15 protein-coding genes are annotated in these 21,761 nt (G+C 62.0%); 3 read left to right on the top strand and 12 right to left on the bottom strand.

Annotated features, from left to right (window positions below; genetic code table 11):
* The first annotated feature begins 24 nt into the window (after positions 1 to 24).
* Positions 25 to 3,510, top strand: a complete 3,486-nt coding sequence (locus LG373_RS11500; RefSeq protein WP_225749839.1) for an EAL domain-containing protein — start codon at positions 25 to 27, stop codon at positions 3,508 to 3,510.
* Here the strand turns inward: LG373_RS11500 and LG373_RS11495 are convergent.
* The 5 genes from LG373_RS11495 to LG373_RS11475 form a co-directional block, all read right to left on the bottom strand.
* Complete coding sequence (locus LG373_RS11495; protein WP_225749838.1) at positions 3,507 to 4,382, bottom strand: DmsC/YnfH family molybdoenzyme membrane anchor subunit; 876 nt, start codon at positions 4,380 to 4,382, stop codon at positions 3,507 to 3,509. The genes LG373_RS11500 and LG373_RS11495 overlap by 4 nt on opposite strands.
* A 9-nt stretch (positions 4,383 to 4,391) precedes the next feature.
* Complete coding sequence (gene dmsD / locus LG373_RS11490; RefSeq protein ID WP_114566196.1) at positions 4,392 to 5,036, bottom strand: Tat proofreading chaperone DmsD; 645 nt, start codon at positions 5,034 to 5,036, stop codon at positions 4,392 to 4,394.
* A 45-nt stretch (positions 5,037 to 5,081) separates the two neighbouring features.
* Positions 5,082 to 5,699, bottom strand: coding sequence for a 4Fe-4S dicluster domain-containing protein (locus LG373_RS11485; protein WP_225749837.1), 618 nt, complete (start codon positions 5,697 to 5,699; stop codon positions 5,082 to 5,084).
* A 171-nt stretch (positions 5,700 to 5,870) separates the two neighbouring features.
* Complete coding sequence (locus LG373_RS11480) at positions 5,871 to 6,485, bottom strand: 4Fe-4S dicluster domain-containing protein (protein WP_114566194.1); 615 nt, start codon at positions 6,483 to 6,485, stop codon at positions 5,871 to 5,873.
* Between the two features lie 29 nt (positions 6,486 to 6,514).
* The gene (locus LG373_RS11475) at positions 6,515 to 8,962 is read right to left on the bottom strand and encodes a DMSO/selenate family reductase complex A subunit (protein WP_114566193.1); all 2,448 of its coding nucleotides are present in this window, start codon (positions 8,960 to 8,962) and stop codon (positions 6,515 to 6,517) included.
* Positions 8,963 to 10,083: 1,121 nt separating this feature from the next.
* Between LG373_RS11475 and LG373_RS11470 the strand changes: the two genes are divergently transcribed.
* Positions 10,084 to 11,607: a LuxR C-terminal-related transcriptional regulator gene (locus tag LG373_RS11470; protein WP_370632910.1), complete on the top strand. Its 1,524-nt coding sequence runs from the start codon at positions 10,084 to 10,086 to the stop codon at positions 11,605 to 11,607.
* 176 nt (positions 11,608 to 11,783) lie between these two features.
* Here LG373_RS11470 and nrfD (LG373_RS11465) read toward each other — a convergent pair whose 3' ends face one another.
* The 4 genes from nrfD (LG373_RS11465) to LG373_RS11450 form a co-directional block, all read right to left on the bottom strand.
* The gene (gene nrfD, locus LG373_RS11465) at positions 11,784 to 12,650 is read right to left on the bottom strand and encodes an NrfD/PsrC family molybdoenzyme membrane anchor subunit (RefSeq protein ID WP_225749835.1); all 867 of its coding nucleotides are present in this window, start codon (positions 12,648 to 12,650) and stop codon (positions 11,784 to 11,786) included.
* Positions 12,651 to 12,657: 7 nt separating this feature from the next.
* Entirely contained in the window at positions 12,658 to 13,194 is a 537-nt protein-coding gene (locus tag LG373_RS11460; RefSeq protein WP_225749834.1) for a 4Fe-4S dicluster domain-containing protein, read from the bottom strand.
* Position 13,195: 1 nt separating this feature from the next.
* The gene (locus LG373_RS11455) at positions 13,196 to 15,391 is read right to left on the bottom strand and encodes a molybdopterin-dependent oxidoreductase (protein ID WP_225749833.1); all 2,196 of its coding nucleotides are present in this window, start codon (positions 15,389 to 15,391) and stop codon (positions 13,196 to 13,198) included.
* A gap of 148 nt (positions 15,392 to 15,539) precedes the next feature.
* On the bottom strand, positions 15,540 to 16,238 hold the full coding sequence (locus LG373_RS11450) for a molecular chaperone TorD family protein (RefSeq protein WP_225749832.1): 699 nt from the start codon (positions 16,236 to 16,238) through the stop codon (positions 15,540 to 15,542).
* A gap of 203 nt (positions 16,239 to 16,441) precedes the next feature.
* Between LG373_RS11450 and LG373_RS11445 the strand changes: the two genes are divergently transcribed.
* Positions 16,442 to 17,959, top strand: coding sequence for a response regulator transcription factor (locus LG373_RS11445; RefSeq protein WP_370632909.1), 1,518 nt, complete (start codon positions 16,442 to 16,444; stop codon positions 17,957 to 17,959).
* A gap of 151 nt (positions 17,960 to 18,110) precedes the next feature.
* On the opposite strand, the gene nrfD (LG373_RS11440) is transcribed toward LG373_RS11445, so the two are convergent.
* Genes nrfD (LG373_RS11440) through LG373_RS11430 form a run of 3 tightly spaced genes read right to left on the bottom strand, consistent with a single transcriptional unit; the run spans position 18,111 to position 21,708 of the window.
* Entirely contained in the window at positions 18,111 to 18,977 is an 867-nt protein-coding gene (gene nrfD / locus LG373_RS11440) for an NrfD/PsrC family molybdoenzyme membrane anchor subunit (RefSeq protein WP_114566187.1), read from the bottom strand.
* Positions 18,978 to 18,983: 6 nt separating this feature from the next.
* Positions 18,984 to 19,517 carry a 4Fe-4S dicluster domain-containing protein gene (locus LG373_RS11435; protein ID WP_225749830.1) on the bottom strand — a complete coding sequence of 178 codons (534 nt, stop codon included), beginning with the start codon at positions 19,515 to 19,517 and terminating at the stop codon, positions 18,984 to 18,986.
* Between the two features lies 1 nt (position 19,518).
* Positions 19,519 to 21,708, bottom strand: coding sequence for a molybdopterin-dependent oxidoreductase (locus tag LG373_RS11430; protein WP_225749829.1), 2,190 nt, complete (start codon positions 21,706 to 21,708; stop codon positions 19,519 to 19,521).
* Between the last annotated feature and the right edge of the window lie 53 nt (positions 21,709 to 21,761).

Here is a 21,761-nt window from a genome sequence, read left to right as displayed (position 1 = left end):
CCAGCAGAATCAAAGGGAGACCACATGCCGCGCACTCGCCTCCACAACAACGCGTCGACCGGACATGTATACGTCATAGACCACGAATACCGTATCGTGCACCTCGACCAAGCAGCCCGAAGGGTGTTTCCCAACGGGCGCATCGGCGCGCGATGCTACGAAAGCTTCCGAAGCCAATCGGAACCGTGCAAGGACTGCCCCTGGCAGCCAGGCGCGAACGAGCGCGTTACGCAAGCCGCCGTGTTCAGCGATCGACTGCAGCAGTGGTACGAAACCACCTGCCTGGAACTGGATTGGTTCAAGCACGGCCCCTGCGTCTTGTTCTCCAGCCGCCCGATTAGCACCGGAGGAGAAAACCTGTTCACGGCACTCAAAGAGCCCCTTTCCTACGACGAGCTGTTCGAGATCAACCTCACCGAGCAAACGTACAAAACGCTTTGCAACGAACCCGGCAAATTCAAAACGCTGCCGCCTGAAGGCTCGTTCGGCGGCACTCCGAAAAAAACGTTCGAAGGATTCGTGCACCCCGACGACATGCAGCGGTTTTTGGAATTCTGGAACCTCGAAACAATGCCCGAGCGCCTGGACAAGGCCGGCGGAACGCTGCAAGGGGAGTTCCGCAAAAGCTTGCAATCAGGCGACTGGGCCTGGACCTCGCAAAGCGTCGTTCCCGTAAAGCGAGGCCCCGACAGCGAAATCGTGGTCATGTGCTTCGTCTGCGACATCGACGCAAACGTGAAGCTGCGGGAAGACAGCCTGGAGAATGCCCATCTCGTCACCTTGAGGGAGCGAGATCAGCTAACCGGCCTGTACAACGCGGGCACGCTGTACAGAAAGGCCGAAGAGCTGCTGGAAAGCACGCCTGGCATCGTGTATGAAGCCGTCTACGTGGACATCGAGCACTTCAAGCTGTACAACGAATGGCATGGACACGAAGCCGGCAACGACATGCTGCGCGCCATAGCCGACCACGTATCGGATATCGCGGGCGCCAAGGGCGGAATCGCCGGGCATCTTGGCGGGGACGACTTCGTCCTGATCCTTCCACGCGGCCTGGTCACGCAGGAAAGCGTTGAGAAGCGGCTGAGAATGCCCCCGTTCGACTCCGAAGACGCCATCGGCTTCCAACCTGCCCTGGGCATCTGCGAGATCGATTATCCACGAACGCCCGTCATCACCGCCTGCGACCACGCCATGACGGCGATGAACAACGCCAAAGGATCGTACACCAAACGCGTATCGCGCTATCGGCCGTTCATGACCGAAGCGCTGGAGAGCGAAACGAAAATCCTGCTGGAAGTCAAGCGGGCTCTGGAAAACTGCGAGTTCGTTCCCTATTGGCAGCCGCAATGCAGCACCCGCACGGGGCGCATCGTTGGGCTGGAGGCGCTCGTGCGGTGGAAGCACCCCGAACGAGGGATCGTCGCGCCCGGCGAATTCGTCCCGGTGCTCGAACGAAACGGGTTCGTGACGTCGCTCGACCTGTACGTATGGGAAGCCGTATGCCGCCAGCTGCGCGACTGGATCAACCGCGGCATAGACCCGCTGCCCGTCAGCGTGAACGTATCGCGCGTAGACATCCACACCATCGACGTGCCGGAGGCCATCGAAGACCTGACCAGGCGCTACGGGATTGACAGATCGCTTCTGGGAATCGAGATAACCGAAGGCGCGTACGCTGAAGACGAAAAGATAACCGACATGGTCAATCGGTTGAGGAACTTGGGATACGTCATCTTCATGGACGACTTCGGCAGCGGGTACTCTTCGCTCAACATGCTCAAGGACATCAACGTCGACGTGCTGAAAATCGACATGGGGTTCCTCTCCCAAGAAAAAAACGCTCGTCGGGGCGAAAGCATCTTGGAAGCCATCGTATCCATGGCCCGGCTTGTTGACCTTCGCGTTGTCGCCGAAGGAGCCGAAACGGAACAGCAGGTCGATTTTCTGCAGGACATCGGCTGCGAATACGCCCAGGGCTACCATTTCCACAAGCCCATGTGCACAACGGATCTCGAAGCGCTTTTGAGCGACGAAGACGCCATCGATCGCCACGGCATTCTCGATGCCGCAGTGCCCGCCATAGATATGCAGGCCCTCATGCGCGACAACGGCATCAGCCGCACCATGCTGAACAACCTCATTGGAGGCATGGCCGTGTACGCCGTGTACGACGACCACTACGAGCTGCTACAAGTGAACAACGCCTACTATCATGTAACCGGATGCAACCCGGCCGCCCTCAAGGAGCGCCAGGCTGTCATCTGGAAGCAGATTCACCCTGATGACCTGGGCATGGTGATGAGCGTCTTCGACGAGGCGGAACGCCACCCCGTCACCGGGGCGCAAGGCGTAGCCCGCCGCTACCGCATCAACGGCGATCTCATGTGGATGAAGGCACGCGTGTTTTTCCTGAGCCATCAAGAGGAGCGCCGCCTGTTCTACGCTTCGGTGGAGGACGTGACCAAGCAGCGCATGCACGCCATGGCCTCGCTCGGATCCGTAACGCAGCTTGGCCACGCATTCGAGCTGCTGGGCGCTCCGGCGATGAACCATTGGTACATCAACCTTTCGCGCAAGGCGTTCCTGAACGAGCAGGATCGAGCGCTCCTGAACGAAAAACTTGGCGTGCGCTTCGAAGACTGGAGCATGTACGACGTGGATGACGTTTTGAAAAGCGCCATCCGAACGAACCACGACAAAGAAGCCGTGCGCACGTTCCTGGACCAAGGCCGTATGCTCGACGATTTCGCGCAAGGCATAAGCTCGCGCAAGCTGGAATACCGTCAAGCGAAGCTCGAATTCTCGCCGTTTTACGAAGACGGGGAAAGCGCCGACGAAGACCTGATCGACGACACCGCGTTTTGGGCCGAGCTCAATTACCACCTGATCCGCTTCGACGAAACCGGCGACGTGTACGTCTATCTGTACGCAATCGACGTGGACCAGCGCAAACGCCGCGAACTGAAACTTGAAAGCCAGGTTGATCACGACGCTCTTACCGGCCTGCCCAACCGCCAAACGGGCATGACGCGCATCCATAACCTGATTGAAAAAACGGTTGAGAAAAAAGCCGTGGGAGCCTTCGCCATCATCGATCTGGACAACTTCAAGTCGATCAACAACCGTTACGGATACCTGTGCGGAGACACCGCGCTCTCGCACATGAGCCGCCACCTCCGCACGGCCCTTTGCAAGGAATCCCTTATCTGTCGCTGGGATGGAGACGAGTTCGTGGCGTACTGCGAGGGCATTTCAAAGGAAGAGGCTTCCGAGCGCATGCGGGCGCTGTGCGAAAGAACCTGGGAAACGGAAGCCGAACCCGGCCAGGTCATTGGCCTTTCGGTGTGCGCAGGCGTCTCCCTTGTCCCCGATCATGCAACCAGCTTCGAGCAGGCCTACGAAAAAGCCGATGTGGCGCTACGGCAGGCAAAGGAAGCGGGAAAGGGCCGCTTCTTCGTGCACGATCCCAACCAGCAGCAAGCGCACGGCCACGACCAGCTTCCCTAGATGCCCATTCCCACGGTCATGTGCATCATGTAGAACGCAAAGCGCATGACGAAAATGCCAACCAGGGCAGACCCCGCCGCGGCAAGCGCGCCGGGCATGCTCAAGCGCGAACAGCCCCACAGGGCGAACGCGTCCAAGCCTACAGCCAGCGCGCCCGCAGCGGCGAACACGCCGACCATCGCCCCGAACCCCGGAACCAGGTCGGCCGCCGTGGTAAACGAGTTGCCGATCAGGGGAAGCTCGGCCCCCTGCAAAACAAAGCCTCCCACATTGAGCGCAAGAGCGGCTGCAGCCGCGGCAACCAAAACTCGGCCCCAACGACCGCGCACGCCCCCATATCCCGCCGCGCACAGGCCCGCAATCGCAAGAACAGGGCCTCCGACCAGGGAATTCAATATCAAGTTAAGCGGAACGTAAACCGTGTGCCACGACACGATGGTTTCGGCCGCGTACGCAAAAGCAACCGCAATCACAAATCCAACGCCAGCGACCATCGCCGCCATCAGCCACAGACGCTGCAACAAGGGGCGCGGATGCTCGGCAAAGCAATACAGCCAGTACAAACCGGCAAGCGCCAAGAACAGCACCGCGCAGAACACCTCGGTGGAAAGCGGACTGCGCCCGACGCCTAAAAACACGTAGAGCGCGTTCGCAGGATTTCCCAGATGCGTGGCCGAAGCCACCAAGCCCACCATGGATACGACCAACGGAGCAGCAAGAAACACGTTGAGGCGCTGGCGCATGGCCGCATCGGTTCCGCGCGCCAGCACGGGTACGGCCATGCAGAGGTACGCGACAACGCCCGACGGCGCAAGCGTCGTGAACAGCACCAGCGTGATCTCGCTGAAAGCGGTGTCGAATCCCGTGATCACAAGCGTCCTCTAGCGGTAGAACCGCGGATAGACAACCTCGAGCCCCAGCTCGTCTTGAATCCCCTCAAGCGACGCCTTCGTCAGGCGGGCAAGGCCCTCGTAAAACGGCTGCTCGGCTGCTTCGGCCAGCTGACCGAGAAAATGAGAAGACCAGGTAAGCAGGTGCAAGCGCATAAAATCGTCGAGCGCTTCCGGCTTCTCGCGGGCAATCCAGGCCATAAGCGCAAGCATCAGGCCGATATGATCCTCGGGCGTTTTATCGTCCACCAGGCGCTCGATACCCTGCTCGCGCATCCAGGCGCGCAGCTCAAGCGTGCTCTTGCCGAACACCACACACTCGCGATCCGTGTACACCGAGCCCCACGGGGGAGCCGGCTTCACGGCGGGGCCGATGAACAGGCGACGATACTCCCAGACCAAAGCCTCATCGTCGATGCCATTCGCAAGCCCTTGCGCAATCAAGCCCAGGTCGCGACGCGCCTCTTCCTCATCCGCAAAGGGCCATTCGGCAGCGGCAGCGGCGGCATCGAGCGCAGCCATCGCCGCGAACGCCTCCTTCGCATCGCCCGTTTTCGGGTCCTGCAAGAAAAACGGCGCGAGCGTTTCGCCCGTAAAGGCAACGGCTTCGAGCACCAGATCCTTGTGTTCCTCCATGAGCAGTCCTCTCTCCCTCATGCTTGTCTTCTATCGGCTTGCTTGCTACAGCACTTCAAGCGGATTCACGATGCGCCCGTCCTTCGACCCCGATGGCCGTGCGTCCGAGCACGGCCGCACGAACAGGTTCGGAGCCGTTGCCGAAGCCTCGGGAAGCGGGGCGATGTCCGCGCGACGCCCAAGTTTCTCCATGGCTTCGAACGGGCCGAAATCCAAAGCGCGCGCCGGGCAAGCCTCAACGCACACCGGCTTCTTCCCCTCGTCAAGGCGATCCCGGCAACCGTGGCATTTCACGGAATGCCCCTTTTCACGATCGACCTTCGGGGCGTTGTACGGACACGACAGGTGACAGTACCCGCAGCCAATGCAGCGGCGCACGTCCACCAGCACCAGGCCCGATTCGGCCTCTTTATGCATGGCTTCGGTCGGGCACACCCGCACGCATGCCGGGTTCTCGCAATGGCAGCACGACACCGACACGCTGTACGCGAAGCACGTCGTGGCGAAACCGTCGCCCAAGCGAACCGTTTCGCCTCCGGTGTATTCGTACACTTTGCGATACGCCGTGCCCACGTCAAGATCGTATGCGTCCTTGCAGGCAAACTCGCAGGTTTTGCACCCGGTGCAGCGCGACGCGTCAAAAAAGAATGCCCGCTGAGACATGCAACGATCCCCCTTTCGTCAACATCCGAGCACGCACGCCCCTTACCGAAAAGGCGGGGCACGCCTATTTTAGCGTACCCCGCCTTTGTCCTACGGAACGTCGAGCGGATTCACGAACCCTCGGCAAGAGAGCCGCACGCCCGTCGACCGTCCGCATTCAGGCGATAGAGCCTACGCAACCTCAAGCGGGTTGACCACCTCGGCGCCGCCCACCGGCTGCGCGTCGGCAGAAGCCTTGACGAAGAAGTTCGGAGTGGTTTCCGATACGTCGGGCAAAGGCGCGATGTTGGCGCGCTCGCCCAGCTTCGCCATCTCCTCAGCCGTGCCGAAGTCAAGGGCGCGAGCCGGGCAGGCCTCCACGCACACCGGCTTCATGCCGGCGGCAACGCGATCGGCGCAACCGTGGCACTTGACCGACTTCTTAGCCTCTTCGTCGACCTTCGGAGCGCTGTAGGGGCACGTCAGAGCGCAGGTGCCGCAGCCGATGCACTTCTCGCGGTCAACCTCGACGAAGCCCGTTTCGGAATTCTTCGAGATAGCCGCCTGCGGGCACTTGGCCATGCAGACCGGGCTGTCGCAGTGGTTGCACGACATGGACACCGGGTAGCTGACGCACGTCGTGGTGATCGCGCCGTCGGCGTCGCGCGTGGTCTCGCCCAGCGTGGCCTCGAAGACCTTGCGGAACGTCAGGCCCACGCCCAGATCGTTGAAATCCTTGCACGACATCTCGCAGGTTTTGCAACCGGTGCAGCGCGTGCCGTCAAAGTAGAATGCCATTTGAGACATGATACATCATCCTTCCTGAAGCTCGCCGCTTACGCCTTCGCAACCTGGCAGATGTTCGTGTGCTGGGGGTTGCCTTTCGACAGAGGAGAGGGGCGCTGGGTGGTCAGCGTGTTGATGCTGCCGCCCTTGTCCACGCCGCCCTTGCGGTCGCCGTCGTACCAAGCGCCCTGGGACACGGCCACCACGCCCGGAAGCGTACGCGGCGTGACCTTCGCCAGCAGCTCGATGGAGCCGAACTCGTTCTTGACCTGCACGGTATCGCCCTGCTTGATGTTGCGGGAAGCCGCGTCGGCCGGGTTGATCCATGCCTCCTGCGGGTTGACTTCCTTCAGCTCGGGCATGAAGCCCCACGAGGAGTGGATGCGGCCGCGATAGTGGAAGCCGTTGAGCACCAGCGGATACTCGTCGGTGGTCGTCTCCACGCCGTACCATTCGGGAACGTACACGGGAATCGGGGGCAGCGTCGCCATGCCGGACAGCGTATCGCCCTCGGTCAGTTCCCAACCCTCGGTGAACTGCAGCAGCTTCTCGGAGAAGATCTCGATCTTGCCCGACGGCGTCTCGAGCGCGTTGGCCACGGGATCGTCACGGAACTTCTTCATGGAGATGACCGGAGCGTAGTCGCGCGTGTACACGCCCATCTCCACGGCCTCGTCCCACGTGGGAAGCTTCTCGTCCTTCTCGCGCGAGGTCTCGTAGATGCTCTTGATCCAGTCGTCCTCGGTCTTGCCCTCGGTGAACTGGTCCTTGACGCCCAGCTTGTCGGCCATGAGCTCGGCCATTTCGTAGGCGGTCTTGCGCTCGAACTTCGGCGTGGTGCAGGCCGTGCCCGTGATCATGTAGCCCGTGTCGGAGCCGGTGGCGATCTGCGACGTCTGCTCGAAGCGGAACAGGTCGGGCAGGATGATGTCGGCATACATGAGCGAATCGCACAGCACCGTATCAACGCCCAGGATGAACTCGCACTTGGACTCGTCAGCCAAGACCTCATGCGCCTTGTTGATGTCCGAATGCTGGTTCGTCAAGCAGTTGCCGGCGTAGTTGATCATGTACTTGATGCCGGTGGACAGCTGATCGACGCCCTTGACGCCTGCGTTCTTCGAGGTCATTTCCGGACCGTGATCGATAGCGTCGGTGAACAGGAAGCACGGGATGGAAGCCTTTACCGGGTTGTCGCCCTTGGGCAGCGAGCCGAGCGAAGGAGCATTGCGCGCTTCACGCGTGCCGTTGCTGGTGCCCGGCAGGCCCACCTGGCCGACGAGGCACGGCAGGGTCATGATGGACCAGGCCGTCCATTCGCCGTTGCTGCGGCGCTGCGGCCCCCAGCCCTGGTTCACGTAGAGCGGCTTGGTGGTGCCGATTTCCTGAGCCAAGCTGCGAATGCGATCGGCGGGGATGCCGGTGATCTTCGCGGCCCACTCGGGGGTCTTCTCCACCATGTCGTAGCCCTCGCCCATGATGTAGGCGCGGTAGGACATGTTCTTGCCCTGGTACGCTTCGGGCATGGTCTCCTCGTCGTAGCCCACGCAGTACGTGTGCAGGAAGTCGAGGTCCACCATGTCGTTGGCGATCAGCTCATGGGCGATGCCGGCGACGAGCGCGGCGTCGGTACCCGGGTTGATGGGCAGCCACTGGTCGGAGTGGCCCATGATGGAGTCGTTCATGCGGGGGTCGATCATGTAGATCTTCGCGCCGGTCTTCTCGCGCAGGCTCACCCAGTCGTAGTGCGTGGTCAGGCCGCCCTGACGCGTTTCCGTGGGGCTGGAGCCGAAGATCAGGATAAGGGCGGAGTCGCGCGCCGCGCTGAAGGAGCTGCCGCCGTTGCCCTTGGCACCGTACATGTACGGCGTGATGCAGGAGATCTGCGCCGTGGAATAGCTATTGTAGTAGTTCAGGTAGCCGCCCACCAAGTTCAGCACGCGGTTGAACGGACGCGACGTGGTTGCGGACACACCGGTAGCGTACGGGACGTACACGGCCTCGTTGCCGTACTTCTCGATAACTTCCTTGAGCTTCGTCATGGAAGTCTCGATGGCCTCTTCCCAGCTGATCTGCTCCCACTTGCCCTCGCCGCGCTTACCGACGCGCTTCATGGGGTAGTTGAGGCGGTCCGGGCTGTTCATCCAGCGACGATAGCTGCGGCCGCGCAGGCATGCGCGAGGCTGCGGATCGTCGAAGCCGGCATCGGAGCTGGTGTAGGTATCAACCCACACAACCTCGTCGTCCTGCACGTGGAACTTCAAGCTGCAGCGACCCGGGCAGTTGATGGCGCAGTGGCCCCAGGTGATGGTCTCCTCGGCGCCCACGGTGTTCGCGCCCGTCACCTTTGCGTCGGCGGCCTCTTCCTTCGGCGCCTCCGCCTTAGGCGAGCAGCCGAACAGCGCGCCGCTGCCAAGCGCGGCAGCGCCCAGACCGGCGAGCGTCGAGCCCTTCACGAACGTGCGGCGCGACAGCGTGGAGTCATTAGAACCTAGCATGTTCCCTCCCTCTCCTCTATCTTCCTCGTCTTGCCAACCGGCTCGCCTCGTCCTGCGAGCCGTAGCCTTCCGAGCGGGAAAGAGACGGAAGCCCGTGCACCAGGCAACGATGCGCTCAGCCCCTCCCCCTTGCTCAAAAGCTGTCGTCATTCTAGGAGAGGGAGCTTGCCGGCGTGTCACATAAAATATGCGAATTTGAAGTATACCCAGGTCAGAGACTGTCACATACGGTCGTCACCAAGCAACTGGCCCTGCAAGCACCAGCACGGCGCAACGCGGCGCGCCAACGACGGCACCGACGCAGGAGGCTTCTTCCGCGTGCCGCAGGGCACATCTCGCGCGCCCGATCCAACAGCGCACCTGCGCGGAAACGCGATCCGCGATCCGCAATCAAGCCAGAGACAGCACCAACCCGCGAACCAAACCGCCGTCAGCGAGAAATCGCCATGCCGCGCACGAAAAACCGGCTTTGCTGGCAGGTTTTGACGGTTTGAGGTCGTCTGACCCGGCTGCGCGAGCGTCATCGAAAGCGCAATGCGGAAGCGCGGTCTTCTGACCAGGTAAAACAAAAACCGAGCTGAACAACAACGAAGCCAAGGCCCGGCACAACGACCTCAAACCGTCAAAACCCACCACGAAACCCGATTTCGTGAGCGCGCGGGCTCTCGCGAGGCGGCGCGAACGCCGCGAGCGCCGCCCCCTCGTGGGGCGGTGCCAACGCCGCGAGTGCGCGGGCCCTCGTCAGGTGGCGCCAACGCCGCGAGCAGCGCTCAATCGAACGCATCGAGGGTCGTGCGCGCTGCGTCCGCATCGCAGAGCGGCATCCACGCGGCAACCGCCGCCCGCGGCGCAGCCCGCATACCCGCACGCGGTCGCAAACCCCCTCGCCGCGCGCGCGAGCGCCCCCTGCGCCAGCAAGCCGAGCCCGAGAATCGCTTGCCGCACCATCGAAGTCGGGTATACTGCACAGGCACAAACGCTCTTCAACCTTGCAGGGAGCAACCGTGTCCATTAAGAGCATCGCCCATATCCTCAAGCCAAACGTCACGTCGCTCGGCTACGGCTTGTTCATCGCCATCAACGCCGCCGGCGTTTGGGGCGGCGTGTTCCCCTTCCTGCCCATGGAGTTCCAAACGCCGCAGATCGTGTTCTGGTTCTTCCTGGCGCAATCGCTCGTGTTCTCGTTCAGCTACTTCGCCAGCGCGTTGGGCGTGTACTTCTTCCCCGGCCCTACGCGCACCTTCATCGTGCGCCTGGCCACCATGCCCTACCTGCTGGGATGGTGCTGCCTGATAGCCGCCATCTATCTTGACGGATACAAGCTTCCGCTCGTGGTTGCCGGCGGCGCGCTGCTGGGCCTGGGCTCCGCCGGGTTCTACATGCTGTGGCAGCGCGTGTTCGCAAGCCAAGACTCGGATTCGGGCAACCGCGACCTCATCTTGGGCACGGCATGGGGAGCCTTGCTGTATTTTTCGCTGTACCTTATTCCCCAGGCGGTGACGGCGTTTCTCATCCCCCTGGTGTTCCTGCCGCTGTTCGGGCTGACCATCGCGCTGAAAAGCCGCCAGATCGACCGCGAGCAATCCATGTTCCAGGACATCCCCCGCGAGCATCCGCGCGTATACAAGCGCGTAATCGAAGACTATTGGCGCAGCGCCCTGTGCGTGGGCGCGCTGGGATTCTGCACGGGCATCATGCGGGCGCTGGCTATCGGGGAACCTTCGGTGGGATCGCTGGTGAACGTGCTGTCCATGGGCGGATCGCTTACCGCCGCGGTGGTGCTTCTGGTGTTGTGGCAGTTCAAGAACCTGCGCGTGAACGTCGTGGGGGCGTACCGCATATTCTTCCCCTTCGTTATCACGTCGTTTCTGCTGCTGCCGTTTTTCCCGGTCGAATATCAGCGTTGGCTGGCCGCCGTTCTGTATGCGGTATACAGCGTGGCCATCATGCTCATGATGATCCAATGCGCGCAAGCGTCGCGCGACCGCGGCATCAACCCGGTGTTCATCTACGGCTTTTTCGCGGGCATCGTGTACGTGCTGCATGACGTGGGCTTTGCCGGAGGAACCTTCGCAGAGCAGATCATGGTTACGGGAATTACGCCGATCGCCGTGATTGCGCTGGTGGCCGTGTACTTGCTGGGCCTCATGTACTTCGTGGGGCAGGGCGGTTTCAAGCGCATTCTGCACCATGCGGGGGAAGGCGCGCAGCACGAGGCGGCGGCAAGCATCGAGCTGGTCGCCCTGCGTCCGCGCGACGAGAAACCGCGACCCGTCGACGCGTCGCCCGCCTCCAACGAACCGGCAGACAGCTCCGCCGCAACGCCCGATCCGCCGAAAAAGCGCCGAGCGGCACGTGCGGAATCCCCTAAAGCAAGCACCGACGCCGCGCCCGTTTACCAGGACCGCATCTCCAAACAAGCAGCCCTTTTGCAGCAGCACTACCGCCTGAGCGCACGGGAAGCCGAGGTCATGGAGCTGATCGCGCGAGGCAACACGGTCGCGCGCATCGCCGAAGAGCTGATCGTGTCGGAAAACACCATCCGCACCCACTCGAAGCGCATCTACGCCAAGCTGGCCATCCACAAAAAGCAAGAGCTCTTGGATCTGATTGAGTCTTTCGACCCGAACGACCTGCGAGAATAGCCGCGCATCTTGCGGCCAAAACCGACGAGCGACAGCGAAGAATACGAGGGGGCGCCGCGAAGAGAAAGGGGAGAAAGTCGCGGCGCCCCAAGGAGGAAGATCGACGGCGCCGCAGGAGGGGGAAGCGCGGGCCGCCTTCGCATCCGCCGAGAAACCCGGCGGATGCACGAATATGCTTACAAGTACATAACCGGAAGCGCCGCCAGGATAACCAGCAGACGCAGCAGGAAGCCGCCCACCAGCACGCCGGCCTCGCCCACCACGCTCACCGCAAGCGAGGTCGTGGACGTTTCCACGCGCTTCGCGATGAACACCGGGTAGCCCTCGATCAAAAGCGGCGCCACCAGGCCCAGCAGCACGATGCCGCCCCAGAACGCCGGCGCGTACGGGCCAGCCACCAGCGACTGCACCGACGCGGCGCCTTCGTAGCTGCCAGCGCTCACGATGATCAGCATCGTCGCAAGAACCACGATCTCGACAACGGACAGAATCACATGCGACTTCTTAACGAGCCACATCTGCTCGAAGCGCTCGCGATCCACGATAAGCCCCACCAGCGACGTTGCCGCCAAACCAGCCGACAGCGCCGACACCACGAACAGGATGGGCAAAATGGCGTTGTTCCACAGCGGGAACGCCTTCACCACGCCCAGCAGGAAGCCCGTGTAAGCCGCCACGGCAAACGCGAACACGACGCCGATCCACATGAGCCACTTCGGCACGCGGCGCTTCAGAAGCTCAAGCACCGCAGCCGCCAGGACAACGGGCATGTAGATGCAGATGAAGTACACGCCCAGCGTCATAACCGACCCGGGATTGGAAACAAGCAGGAAAAAGCGCAGCGGGTTGTGCAGCCCAGCTTCAGCGTCCAGCATGAGCATGAGCAGGCCGATGCCCAAAAAGATGGGCGCGATGATGCGCCCGGCCACGCGCATCTTCACGCTTTCGGGGTACTTGGCCTCGACGAACGCGGCCGTTAGAAACGCGCCCGCCGACGCGCCGGCCAAAAACAGGTACCACGCGATCATAGGTCCCCAAACCATGGCTTCATCACCTCACGTAATAGATTTTCGAAACGGTCAGATTGTCAGCGAGCGGCTGCGCATGGTAGTGCGCGATAGCCTGGTTGATCTCGCTGTCGGGATCATCCAGGTCGCCGAAGATGCGCGCGCCCGAAATGCAGGTTCCCACGCACGCAGGCGGGTTGCCCGGATTCTGGCCGTCCCAGCAGAAGCGGCACTTCTCCACCACGCCAGTTGACTCCTGCACGATGCGCGCGTCGTAAGGGCACGCGGCCATGCAGTACTTGCAGCCGATGCACTTTTCCGCATCCACCAGCACCACGCCGGAATCGGTGATGTAGGTGGCATGCGTCGGGCAAACCGCCGCGCACGGCGCATCCTCGCAATGCATGCACTGGGTGGGCACAACCTCGTTGTACACGTTGGGGTACTCCCCCGTTTCGATCTCGTGATATTTGATGAACGACTCCGTCGGTTCCAGATGGTTCTTCATCTGGCACGCCACGCGGCATGCCGAGCATCCCACGCACTTCTTCGTGTTGATGAGCATTCCGTACCGTGTCATGTTACGCCCCCGCCTTCTTCACCGTAACGGCCACTTCCTGGCTCATCATCGAGCCCACGCCCGGTTCCGCATCAAGCGGAATGAAATCGGTCAGACTGATGCCGTACCGATACGCGCGCGTTTGAGCAGGGGAATCCCCACCGTAATGCGTGGGCAGGAACACCACGCCCGGCTTGAGACGCTGCGTCACGCGAACTTCCACCTGGCCGGTGTGCTCGCTTGACGACACCTCGACCGTATCGCCGGTTTCAACGCCTATGTCCTGAGCGTCCTTGGCCGACATCCACAGCCGCTCCATGTGGTACTCGCGCGAAATGGCATGCAGCGCTTCGATGTTCTGCGTCATGGTGTGGGAGTGAATGCCCTGCTTGCCGCCGACGATGGCGAACTCCCCTTCCTTGAACGCCACCTTGCGCGGAATCCAGCCGATCACCGGGTTGAGCCCTGCTTCGGCGAACTTGTCCGTCTTGAACTCGAACTTGCCCGATGCTGTCTTGAACTTCGGAGGACCGTACTCGAAGGGGGCGGCGGGAAGCTCCATCACGCCCTCGCGCTTCAAATCCTCGATGTCGACGCCCACCGTAGCCAGCTGCGCAGCAGCCCAGTCTTCGGCCGTGAACTGGAAGAACCGCCCTACGCCGCATGCCTGCGCCAAGCCGTTGAATATCTCGTCGCACGTCTTCGTTTCCGGATGAATCCGGTCCAAGACCACCGTGCGCATGCCCACGAAGTGCTTCTTGCCGCCCACGAATTCGGGCAGCTCCAAACGCTCGAGATACGTCACCTCGGGCAGCACGTAATCGGACTGGAGCGCCGTTTCGGACATCTGCACGTCGATGGTCACCACAAGATCGGTCTTGCTCAGCGCCTCGGTCCACGCCTTCGGCTGCGCGTAGCCCTTCGCCGCGTTGGAGTTGTAGAAGAACAGGCCCTTCAGTCGTCCGTCAAGCGCTGCCTGCAATGCAGCCACGTTCGTTCCCGCACTTGAAAGCACCAGCGGATACTCCTTGTCGCCGATGCGCTTCGCTTCGGGCTTCGGCGGCTCGGCGAAACGAGCGTCAGCAAGGGCGCCAACCTTGGGCGAGGACGTGATCAGCGCGCCGCCCTTCGCGCCCCAGCTGCCCAGCAGGGCGTTGATCGCCGTGATGGCACGCGCCGTTTCGAGCGAGTTCTTGTACGAGCAGCCGATAACCGAGCGCCATCCAGACTCGATAGACGCAGCGGGCGCGGCGGCGGCCATAGCACGGGCCAGCTCCTTGATGCGCTCGGCCGACACGTCGGTTATTTCCTGCGCCCAGGCCGGCGTGTACTCTTTGGCCTGCGCGGCGAACTCGTCGAAGCCGTAGGTGTACTGCTCGACGAAGTCATGGTCGTACAGGTCTTCCTCGATAAGCACGTTCGCCATGGCCATGAGCAGCGCCAGATCGGTTCCGGGGTTGATGGGAACCCAGTCGCTCGCAAAAATGCCGGAGTTGTTCAGGCGCGGGTCCACCACGACCACGCGCGTTCCGTGCTCGGCGGCGTCGGCCAAGCTATGCACCGACGACGGGCGGATGCCGTCGCCGTAGCTGCGACCGATGAACATGACCATCTTCGCGTTGGCGAAATCGTTCGAGAAACCCGTAGCTCCGATGGTCAGCTGGTAGGCGCTTTCCTTCGACAGGTTGCATGACGAGGAATGCGCGTACACGTTCGGCGAGCCCAGCGCATGCATGAAGCGCTTGGAGTACTGCTTGCCCGACGGGCGCGGATCCTGGATGATGGCCAACGACTCCGGTCCGCTTTGAGCGATGACGTCCTTCACCTTCTGCCCAATCTCGGCAAACGCAGTGTCCCAGTCGATGGGCTCGAACGAGCCATCCTCCTTGCGGCGCAGCGGCTGGGTCACGCGCTCGTCGGAATACGCCAACTGAGCCAAGCCATGGGCGCGGGCGCAGATGCGGCCTTGGGCGTACGGGTGGATTTCGTTGCCGCGCAGCGTCCACAACCGCCCGTCAACCGTTGTGGCAACCAGCCCGCATTTGCTCGAGCACCCGTTACACAACGACGGAGCCTCCACCGCCCTGCCTGTTTGTCCGCCGGCTTCGGCAGCTTGAGCGCGCCAAGCGCCCACTGAAAGCGAACCCGCTGCTGCAAGGGCCACCGTCGCCGCGGTTCCCTTCAGAAACGTTCGCCTTGAAACATCCGAAATGAACATTTCGCCTCTTCCTTTCCCTGTTGTCAAATCTCGTCTTCGCTCGTCTATCGGCGTCGAAACGCCTTGAACCCTTGAACACCGCTGCACGCAGCGGATGATCACTTGGAACGGTTCGACGCGCGCATGCGTCGAACTGCCGGAAGAGCCCTCACGCCAGCGCAGGCTGACCTGATCGCGCGACAACCTCGTTTGCCAAGCACTGCGTCACGCCGAGCAGCGCTCGCACCTGCGCGATACCGCGCAGCACCGCGTCAAGCGCATCGGCATGAGCATGAGCATCGGAGCCGAACAGCAACGGTGCTTCTTCAGCCCGACAGGAAAGGGCCTTGTCGCAGCTCCCAAGCCAATCGAAGTGGTCGGCAACAAGATCGCGCGCAGCAACGCGGTTTTCGCACTGCGCGTACAAAGCAAGCAGGTCCAGCAGCAGCGAAAGATGATCAGGAGCAGCCGCGAACCGCGCGGGAACGTCGATCTCGAGCGAGCGGTACACGGCCTGAATATGCCGGGCGGAATCCCCCAGGAATAAACCGCGCGATGCCCCATAGCCGTTGCCCGGCTCTTGGGACCACGGCTTGTACAAAGACTCCACGGGCAGCGCCGCAAGCGGCATCCCGGATGCGAGCACGTTACGCTGAAACGCGGCGCGGTCGGGCCAGTCGAACGGCGCCGACAGCGCTCGCTCCCACGAATCGGCCTCCTCGGCCGACCGAGCCAAGCTGCGCGCGGCGCTTCGCGCGCACTCCCCCGCACCGCTTTGCAGAACCTGTGCGTATTCCTCTTCACTTAAACATGTGAACAGAGGTGCAATAAGTGATAATGTACGTGCCAAAGCCAGTTCCGCCCGCATGATCTCGTCCTCTCTCGTCGGGACAATCGTAGGCATCTGGAAAATTCGGCAGGTAATCAGTTTTTGGTGATTTAGACATTTTGCCTGATAGATAAGCCATTATTAGGAAATTGCAATCAAGGGCGCGCACTCGTCGAAGCGCGTCACTGCAAGGAGGTAAGCTTTTGAGCGATCCGCTGATCGCCACACGCGGGCGGCGCAGCATGCGCATGGTATGGAAAACGCTGAGGCTTCGTCATGTCGGGCTGGCGTTTTTCTGGGCATGCAGCATGCTCACGTTCCGCAGCTCCATTCTGCTTGCGGGCCCGGCGAACACGCCCGGGTACGAAACGTTTGTCGTGCTGGTTTCGTTCGTAGCGAACATGACCACGCTCTTCGCCATGGCCGCCTTCATGGAACGCAACCCCTCCGTTATCGACCGGCTTCCCGGGAAGCTGTTCTGCGCATGCATCATAGCGGGCATCGTCGCCCTTGCAAGCGCGGGACGCACGGGAAACGAAGGAGCGATGATCGTGCTGCTCGCAGGCGGCGGCGCGCTGACCGGCATCGGCTACGGATACTACTGGGGAAGCTGGGCGGAATGCCTGGGGCGCATGCACCCGTCACGAACCTCGTTTTACATCCCGGCGGCGTTTCTGGTGAGCGCAGCGCTGTTCCTGGCAATCTCGTTTGCCGCCGAACTTGCCGGCGTGCCGCCTCTTGCGCTCATGGTCCCGCTGCCTGTTTTGTCGCTGGCGTGCCTGCACCGCTGCCGCGGCGAAGCCCCTGACGGAGGCCATGCAAGCGCCACAACGTCCAAGCGGTACCTTTCCGTGCTCGGCTCGCTGGTAACGCTTATCGTGGCAAGCTTGGTATTGTCGCTGCTGTTCGGGTTCGTATGGGAAATGACCGTGCTGTCGGTCGGCTCGGTCAACGAAGCCCATCAGATCCCGCTCGTCGCAGATCTTGCGGTGGCGGTCGGGCTCATCGGCTTGGTGCTCTACGCGAACAAGCGAATGGATCTGGCGCTGGCGTACCGCGTGATCGTTCCCATCATCGTGGTCCTGTTCGCCGTCATGCCGTTTTTCTGGGAGACGAATCCCGTGGTTCTTAACGTCGTGATGAGCGCAAGCTATGGCGTGTTCGACGTCATCATCTGGTACATGGTGGCTTCGACCGCCTACGATTACGCTGTGTCGGGATTCGTGGTGGGCGGCATCGTACGGGCGCTGTCCATCCTTGCGCGACTGGTGGGCATCGGCATCGGGTATCTGCTCATGCTCATTCCCGGCACTCCCTCCATGCTCATTGTCGGCGTGTCCACCGGAGGCGTATACGTGCTGGCTATGCTGGGCCTTTTCTACGTCGCGCGCAAAAAGTCCGAGGGTGCGACGACGGCGGGAAGCTCTGCAAAGCGCATCGAGTCCGCCGCCGACGCGTCGAAGCCGCAAACCGCGCCGCCGCACGCACGGCCCGAAACGCCAGGACTTCAAGCTTCTCCTGCGCCAAATTCGCCGAGTTCAGACCAGGCTATCTACGACATGATCGCCGAGGACTTCAGCTTGACCCGTCGCGAATCGGAAGTGCTTCCCTACTTGGCACGCGGACGATCGGCCAAGGTCATCGCCGAAGCGCTGTTCGTGTCGGAGAACACCATTCGCACCCATACGCGACGCATTCTGGAAAAGACCGAGCTGCACTCGAAGCAGCAGATCATCGACCTTATAGAAACGTACCGCTAACGCGCGAAACGAAGAATCCGAGACTCCGGAGCTTCGCCGCCGTGCCCCCAACCCGGCCTCGAAAAGTACGTCGCAATCGAAAAAGGACGCCGCCCGGAAAAGGCGACGTCCTTCAAGGAGGGGCTTGCAGCAGCGATCGCGCGGCGGTGCGCTACAGGTACGCCACCGGCAGCGCGGCCATCACGACCAAAAGGCGCAACAGGAAGCCGCCCACCAGCACGCCCGCCTCGCCGATGACGCTCACCACCATAGAGGTCATCGAGGTTTCGACGCGCTTGGTGATGAACACCGGATAGCCTTCGATCGCGAAGGGCAGCACCAAGCCGAACAGGACGATGCCAATCCAGAACGGCACGGCATACTGCCCAGTCAGCAGCATCTGAACGGACGCCGCGCCCTCGTAGCTTCCGGCGGACACGATCACCAGCATGGTGAACAGCACCACCAGCTCGATAGCCGACAAGATGACGTGCGACTTCTTGACCAGCCACATCTGCTCGAAACGCTCGCGGTCAACGATCAGTCCCACGAAGCTGGTGGCAGCCAAACCGGCCGACAGCGCCGACACCACGAACAGGATGGGCAGCACAGCGTTGTTCCACAGCGGATACGCCTTCACCACGCCCAAGAGAAAGCCGGTGTAGGCCGCCACGGCGAACGCCGCCACCACGCCGATCCAGGTGAGCCACTTCGGCACGGGCTTCTTGAGCACTTCCAGCAGCGCCGCCGCCAGGGCAACCGGCATGAACACGCAGATGAAGTACACGCCCAAAGTCATCACCGATCCGGGGTTCATGACCAAGTACACGAACCGCAACGGGTTGTGCAGCCCGGCCTCGGCATCGATCATGAGCATGATCAGGCCGATGCCCAGAAAGATAGGCGCGATGATACGTCCGGCGATGCGCATCTTCGTGCTGTCAGGATACTTCGCCTCCACGAAAGCAGCCGTTAGAAACGCGCCGGCCGACGCGCCCGCCAGGAACAGGTACCAAGCGATAAGGGGTCCCCATACCATTGTTCATCACCTCACGTAGAAGATCTTGGATTCGGTCAGGTCGCTCGCAAGAGGCTGAGCGTTGTAGCGCGCGATAGCCTGGTTGATCTCGCTGTTGGGATCGTCCAGGTCGCCGAAGATGCGAGCGTTCGTGATGCACGTGCCCACACACGCCGGCGGGTTGCCCGGCTCGCCCTCGTACCAGCAGAAACGGCACTTCTCCACCACGCCCGAGTGCAGCTGCACGCGAACGCCGTAGGGGCACGCGGCCATGCAGTACTTGCAGCCGATGCATTTCCCCTCTTCAACCAGCACCACGCCCGAATCGGTAGTATACGTGGCGCCCGTCGGGCACACCGACTGGCACGGAGCGTTCTCGCAGTGCATGCACTGCACGGGCACGTTTTCGGCGTACACGTTGGGATACGCCCCCGTTTCCAGCTCTTCGTAATGGATGAACGCCTTGTCAGGATCCAGGCCATTGATCATCTGGCACGCCACGCGGCACGCGTAGCATCCCACGCATTTCTTCGTGTTGATGAGCATTCCGTAACGAGCCATCTTACGCCTCCACCTTCTTCACCGTGACCGCCACTTCCTGGCTCATGGTCGAGCCAACGCCCGGCTCGCCGCCGTGGAACGGCACGAACTCCGTCATGCTGATGCCGTACTCGTACGCGCGCGTCTGGTACGGCGACGTTCCGCCGTAGTGCGTGGGCAGGTACAGCACGCCGGGCTTGAGGCGCTCCGTGACCTTCGCGCGCACCTGGCCGGTATGCTCGCTAGACGACACTTCCACCAAGTCGCCGTCGGCGATGCCACGATCGGCCGCGTCCTTCGCGCTCATCCACACGCGTTCAAGGTTGTATTCGCGCGAAATGGCGTTCAGGGACTCCACGTTCTGCGTCATGGTGTGCGAGTGGATGGACTGCTTGCCGCCGATGAAGTGCAGCTGATCGCCCTGCGGCATGACCAGGCGCTCCACGTAGCCGATTACCGGGTTCAAGCCCGCGTTGCCCGCCTTCTCGCTGACGAACTGGTACTTTTCCGTCGGCGTCTTGAACTTCGGCACGCCGTATTCGAACTTCTTGGACGTCACGTCCACGATGCCCTTTTCTTTAAGCTCGTCGAAGCTCACGCCCAGCGTGTCAAGCTCGGCCTTCGCCAGCTCCTCAACCGTGAAGTCGAAGTACTGGCCCACGCCGCACGCCTGAGCCAGGCCGGCGAAAATCTCGTCGCACGGCTTGGTTTCGGGATGCAGGCGATCGATCACCTGGGCGCGCAAAGCCACGAACTGCTTCTTGCCGCCAATGTAATCCGGCGCCTCCATGCGCTCCAGGTACGTGCACTCCGGCAGCACGTAATCGGCCTGCATAGCCGTCTCAGACATCTGCACATCAATGGAAACCACCAGGTCAAGCTTCTCGAACGCCTCGGACCACACCTTGGGCTGCGCATAGCCCTTCGCCGCGTTGGAGTTGTAGAAGAACATGCCCTTGACGCGGCCGTCCAGCGCAGCCTCAAGCGCGGCGATGTTCGAGCCGGAGCTGCTAACCGCACCGTACTCCTTGTCGCCGATGCGCTTCGCTTCGGGCTTCGGCGGCTCGGCGAAACGCTCGTCAGCTATCTTGCCGGCCTTCGGCGAGGAGGTGATGAGCGCACCGCCCTTCGCGCCCCAGCTGCCCAGAAGCGCGTTCACCGCAGTCACCGCGCGTGCCGTGTCGAAAGAGTTCTTGTACGCGCAACCGAACGCAGCGCGCCAGCTGGCCTCCACCGCGGCAGCCGGGGCCGCCTTCGCAAGAGCCTGCGCCAGTTCGCGAATGCGATCGGCGGGCACGTCGCAGATCTTCTCGGCCCATTCGGGCGTGTACTCCTTCGCCTGCGCGGCGAATTCCTCGAAGCCCACCGTATGCTGCTCGATGAAATCATGATTGTACAGGTCTTCCTCGATGAGCACGTTGCAGATGCCCATGAGCAGCGCCAGGTCGGTGCCGGGGTTGACGGGCACCCAGTCGCTGGCGAAGATGCCCGCGTTGTTCAGGCGCGGATCCACGATGACCACGCGCGTGCCGGCCTCGGCAGCATCCGCCAAGCTCATAGCATGGGACGGACGAATGCCGTCGCCGTAGCTGCGGCCGATGAACAGGACCATCTTGCACGATCCGAAGTCAACCGAATAGTTCGACGCGCCGATCGTTTCGGTCAAGCCGGCTTCTTTGGACAGGTTGCACGCCGCTGCATGCGTGTAGACGTTCGCCGATCCCAGAGCGTTCATGAAGCGCTTCGTGTAATACTTGCCCGACGGGCGTGGATCGTGAACGAGCGCAAGCGACTCGGGGCCGTTCGCAGCCACGATTGCCTTTACTTTTTCGCCGATCTCCCTGAACGCGGTGTCCCAATCGATGGGCTCGAATTCACCGCTTTCCGTACGCCGCAGCGGCTGCGTCACGCGTTCCTCGTTGTACGCCATCTGCGCGAAGCCATGTCCGCGAGCGCACAGCTTGCCCTTGGAATACGGATGCTGCTCGATGCCGCTCAGCGTGAACAGCGTCCCACCCAGCGTAGTTGCCATCAGGCCGCACTTGCTCGAGCATCCGTTGCACAGCGAAGGCGCCGTACCCCGCTCGCCCCCGGCCGCATTCGCGCGCTCGGCGCTCCAAGCGCCCAGCGAAAGAGACCCGACCGCTGCAACCGATGCGGCGGCGGCCGATCCCTTTAGAAACGTTCTGCGCGAAACCGTTGAATCGAACATTTCTCCTCCTACCATCTCGTCTTCGCCGCGAGCAAGCCCGCAGCCTCCTCCCT

The organism is Paraeggerthella sp. Marseille-Q4926 (assembly GCF_916618935.1).
In the GTDB taxonomy this organism is placed as follows: Bacteria; Actinomycetota; Coriobacteriia; order Coriobacteriales; family Eggerthellaceae; genus Paraeggerthella; species Paraeggerthella hominis.
This window is presented reverse-complemented; position numbering and strand designations above follow the sequence as displayed.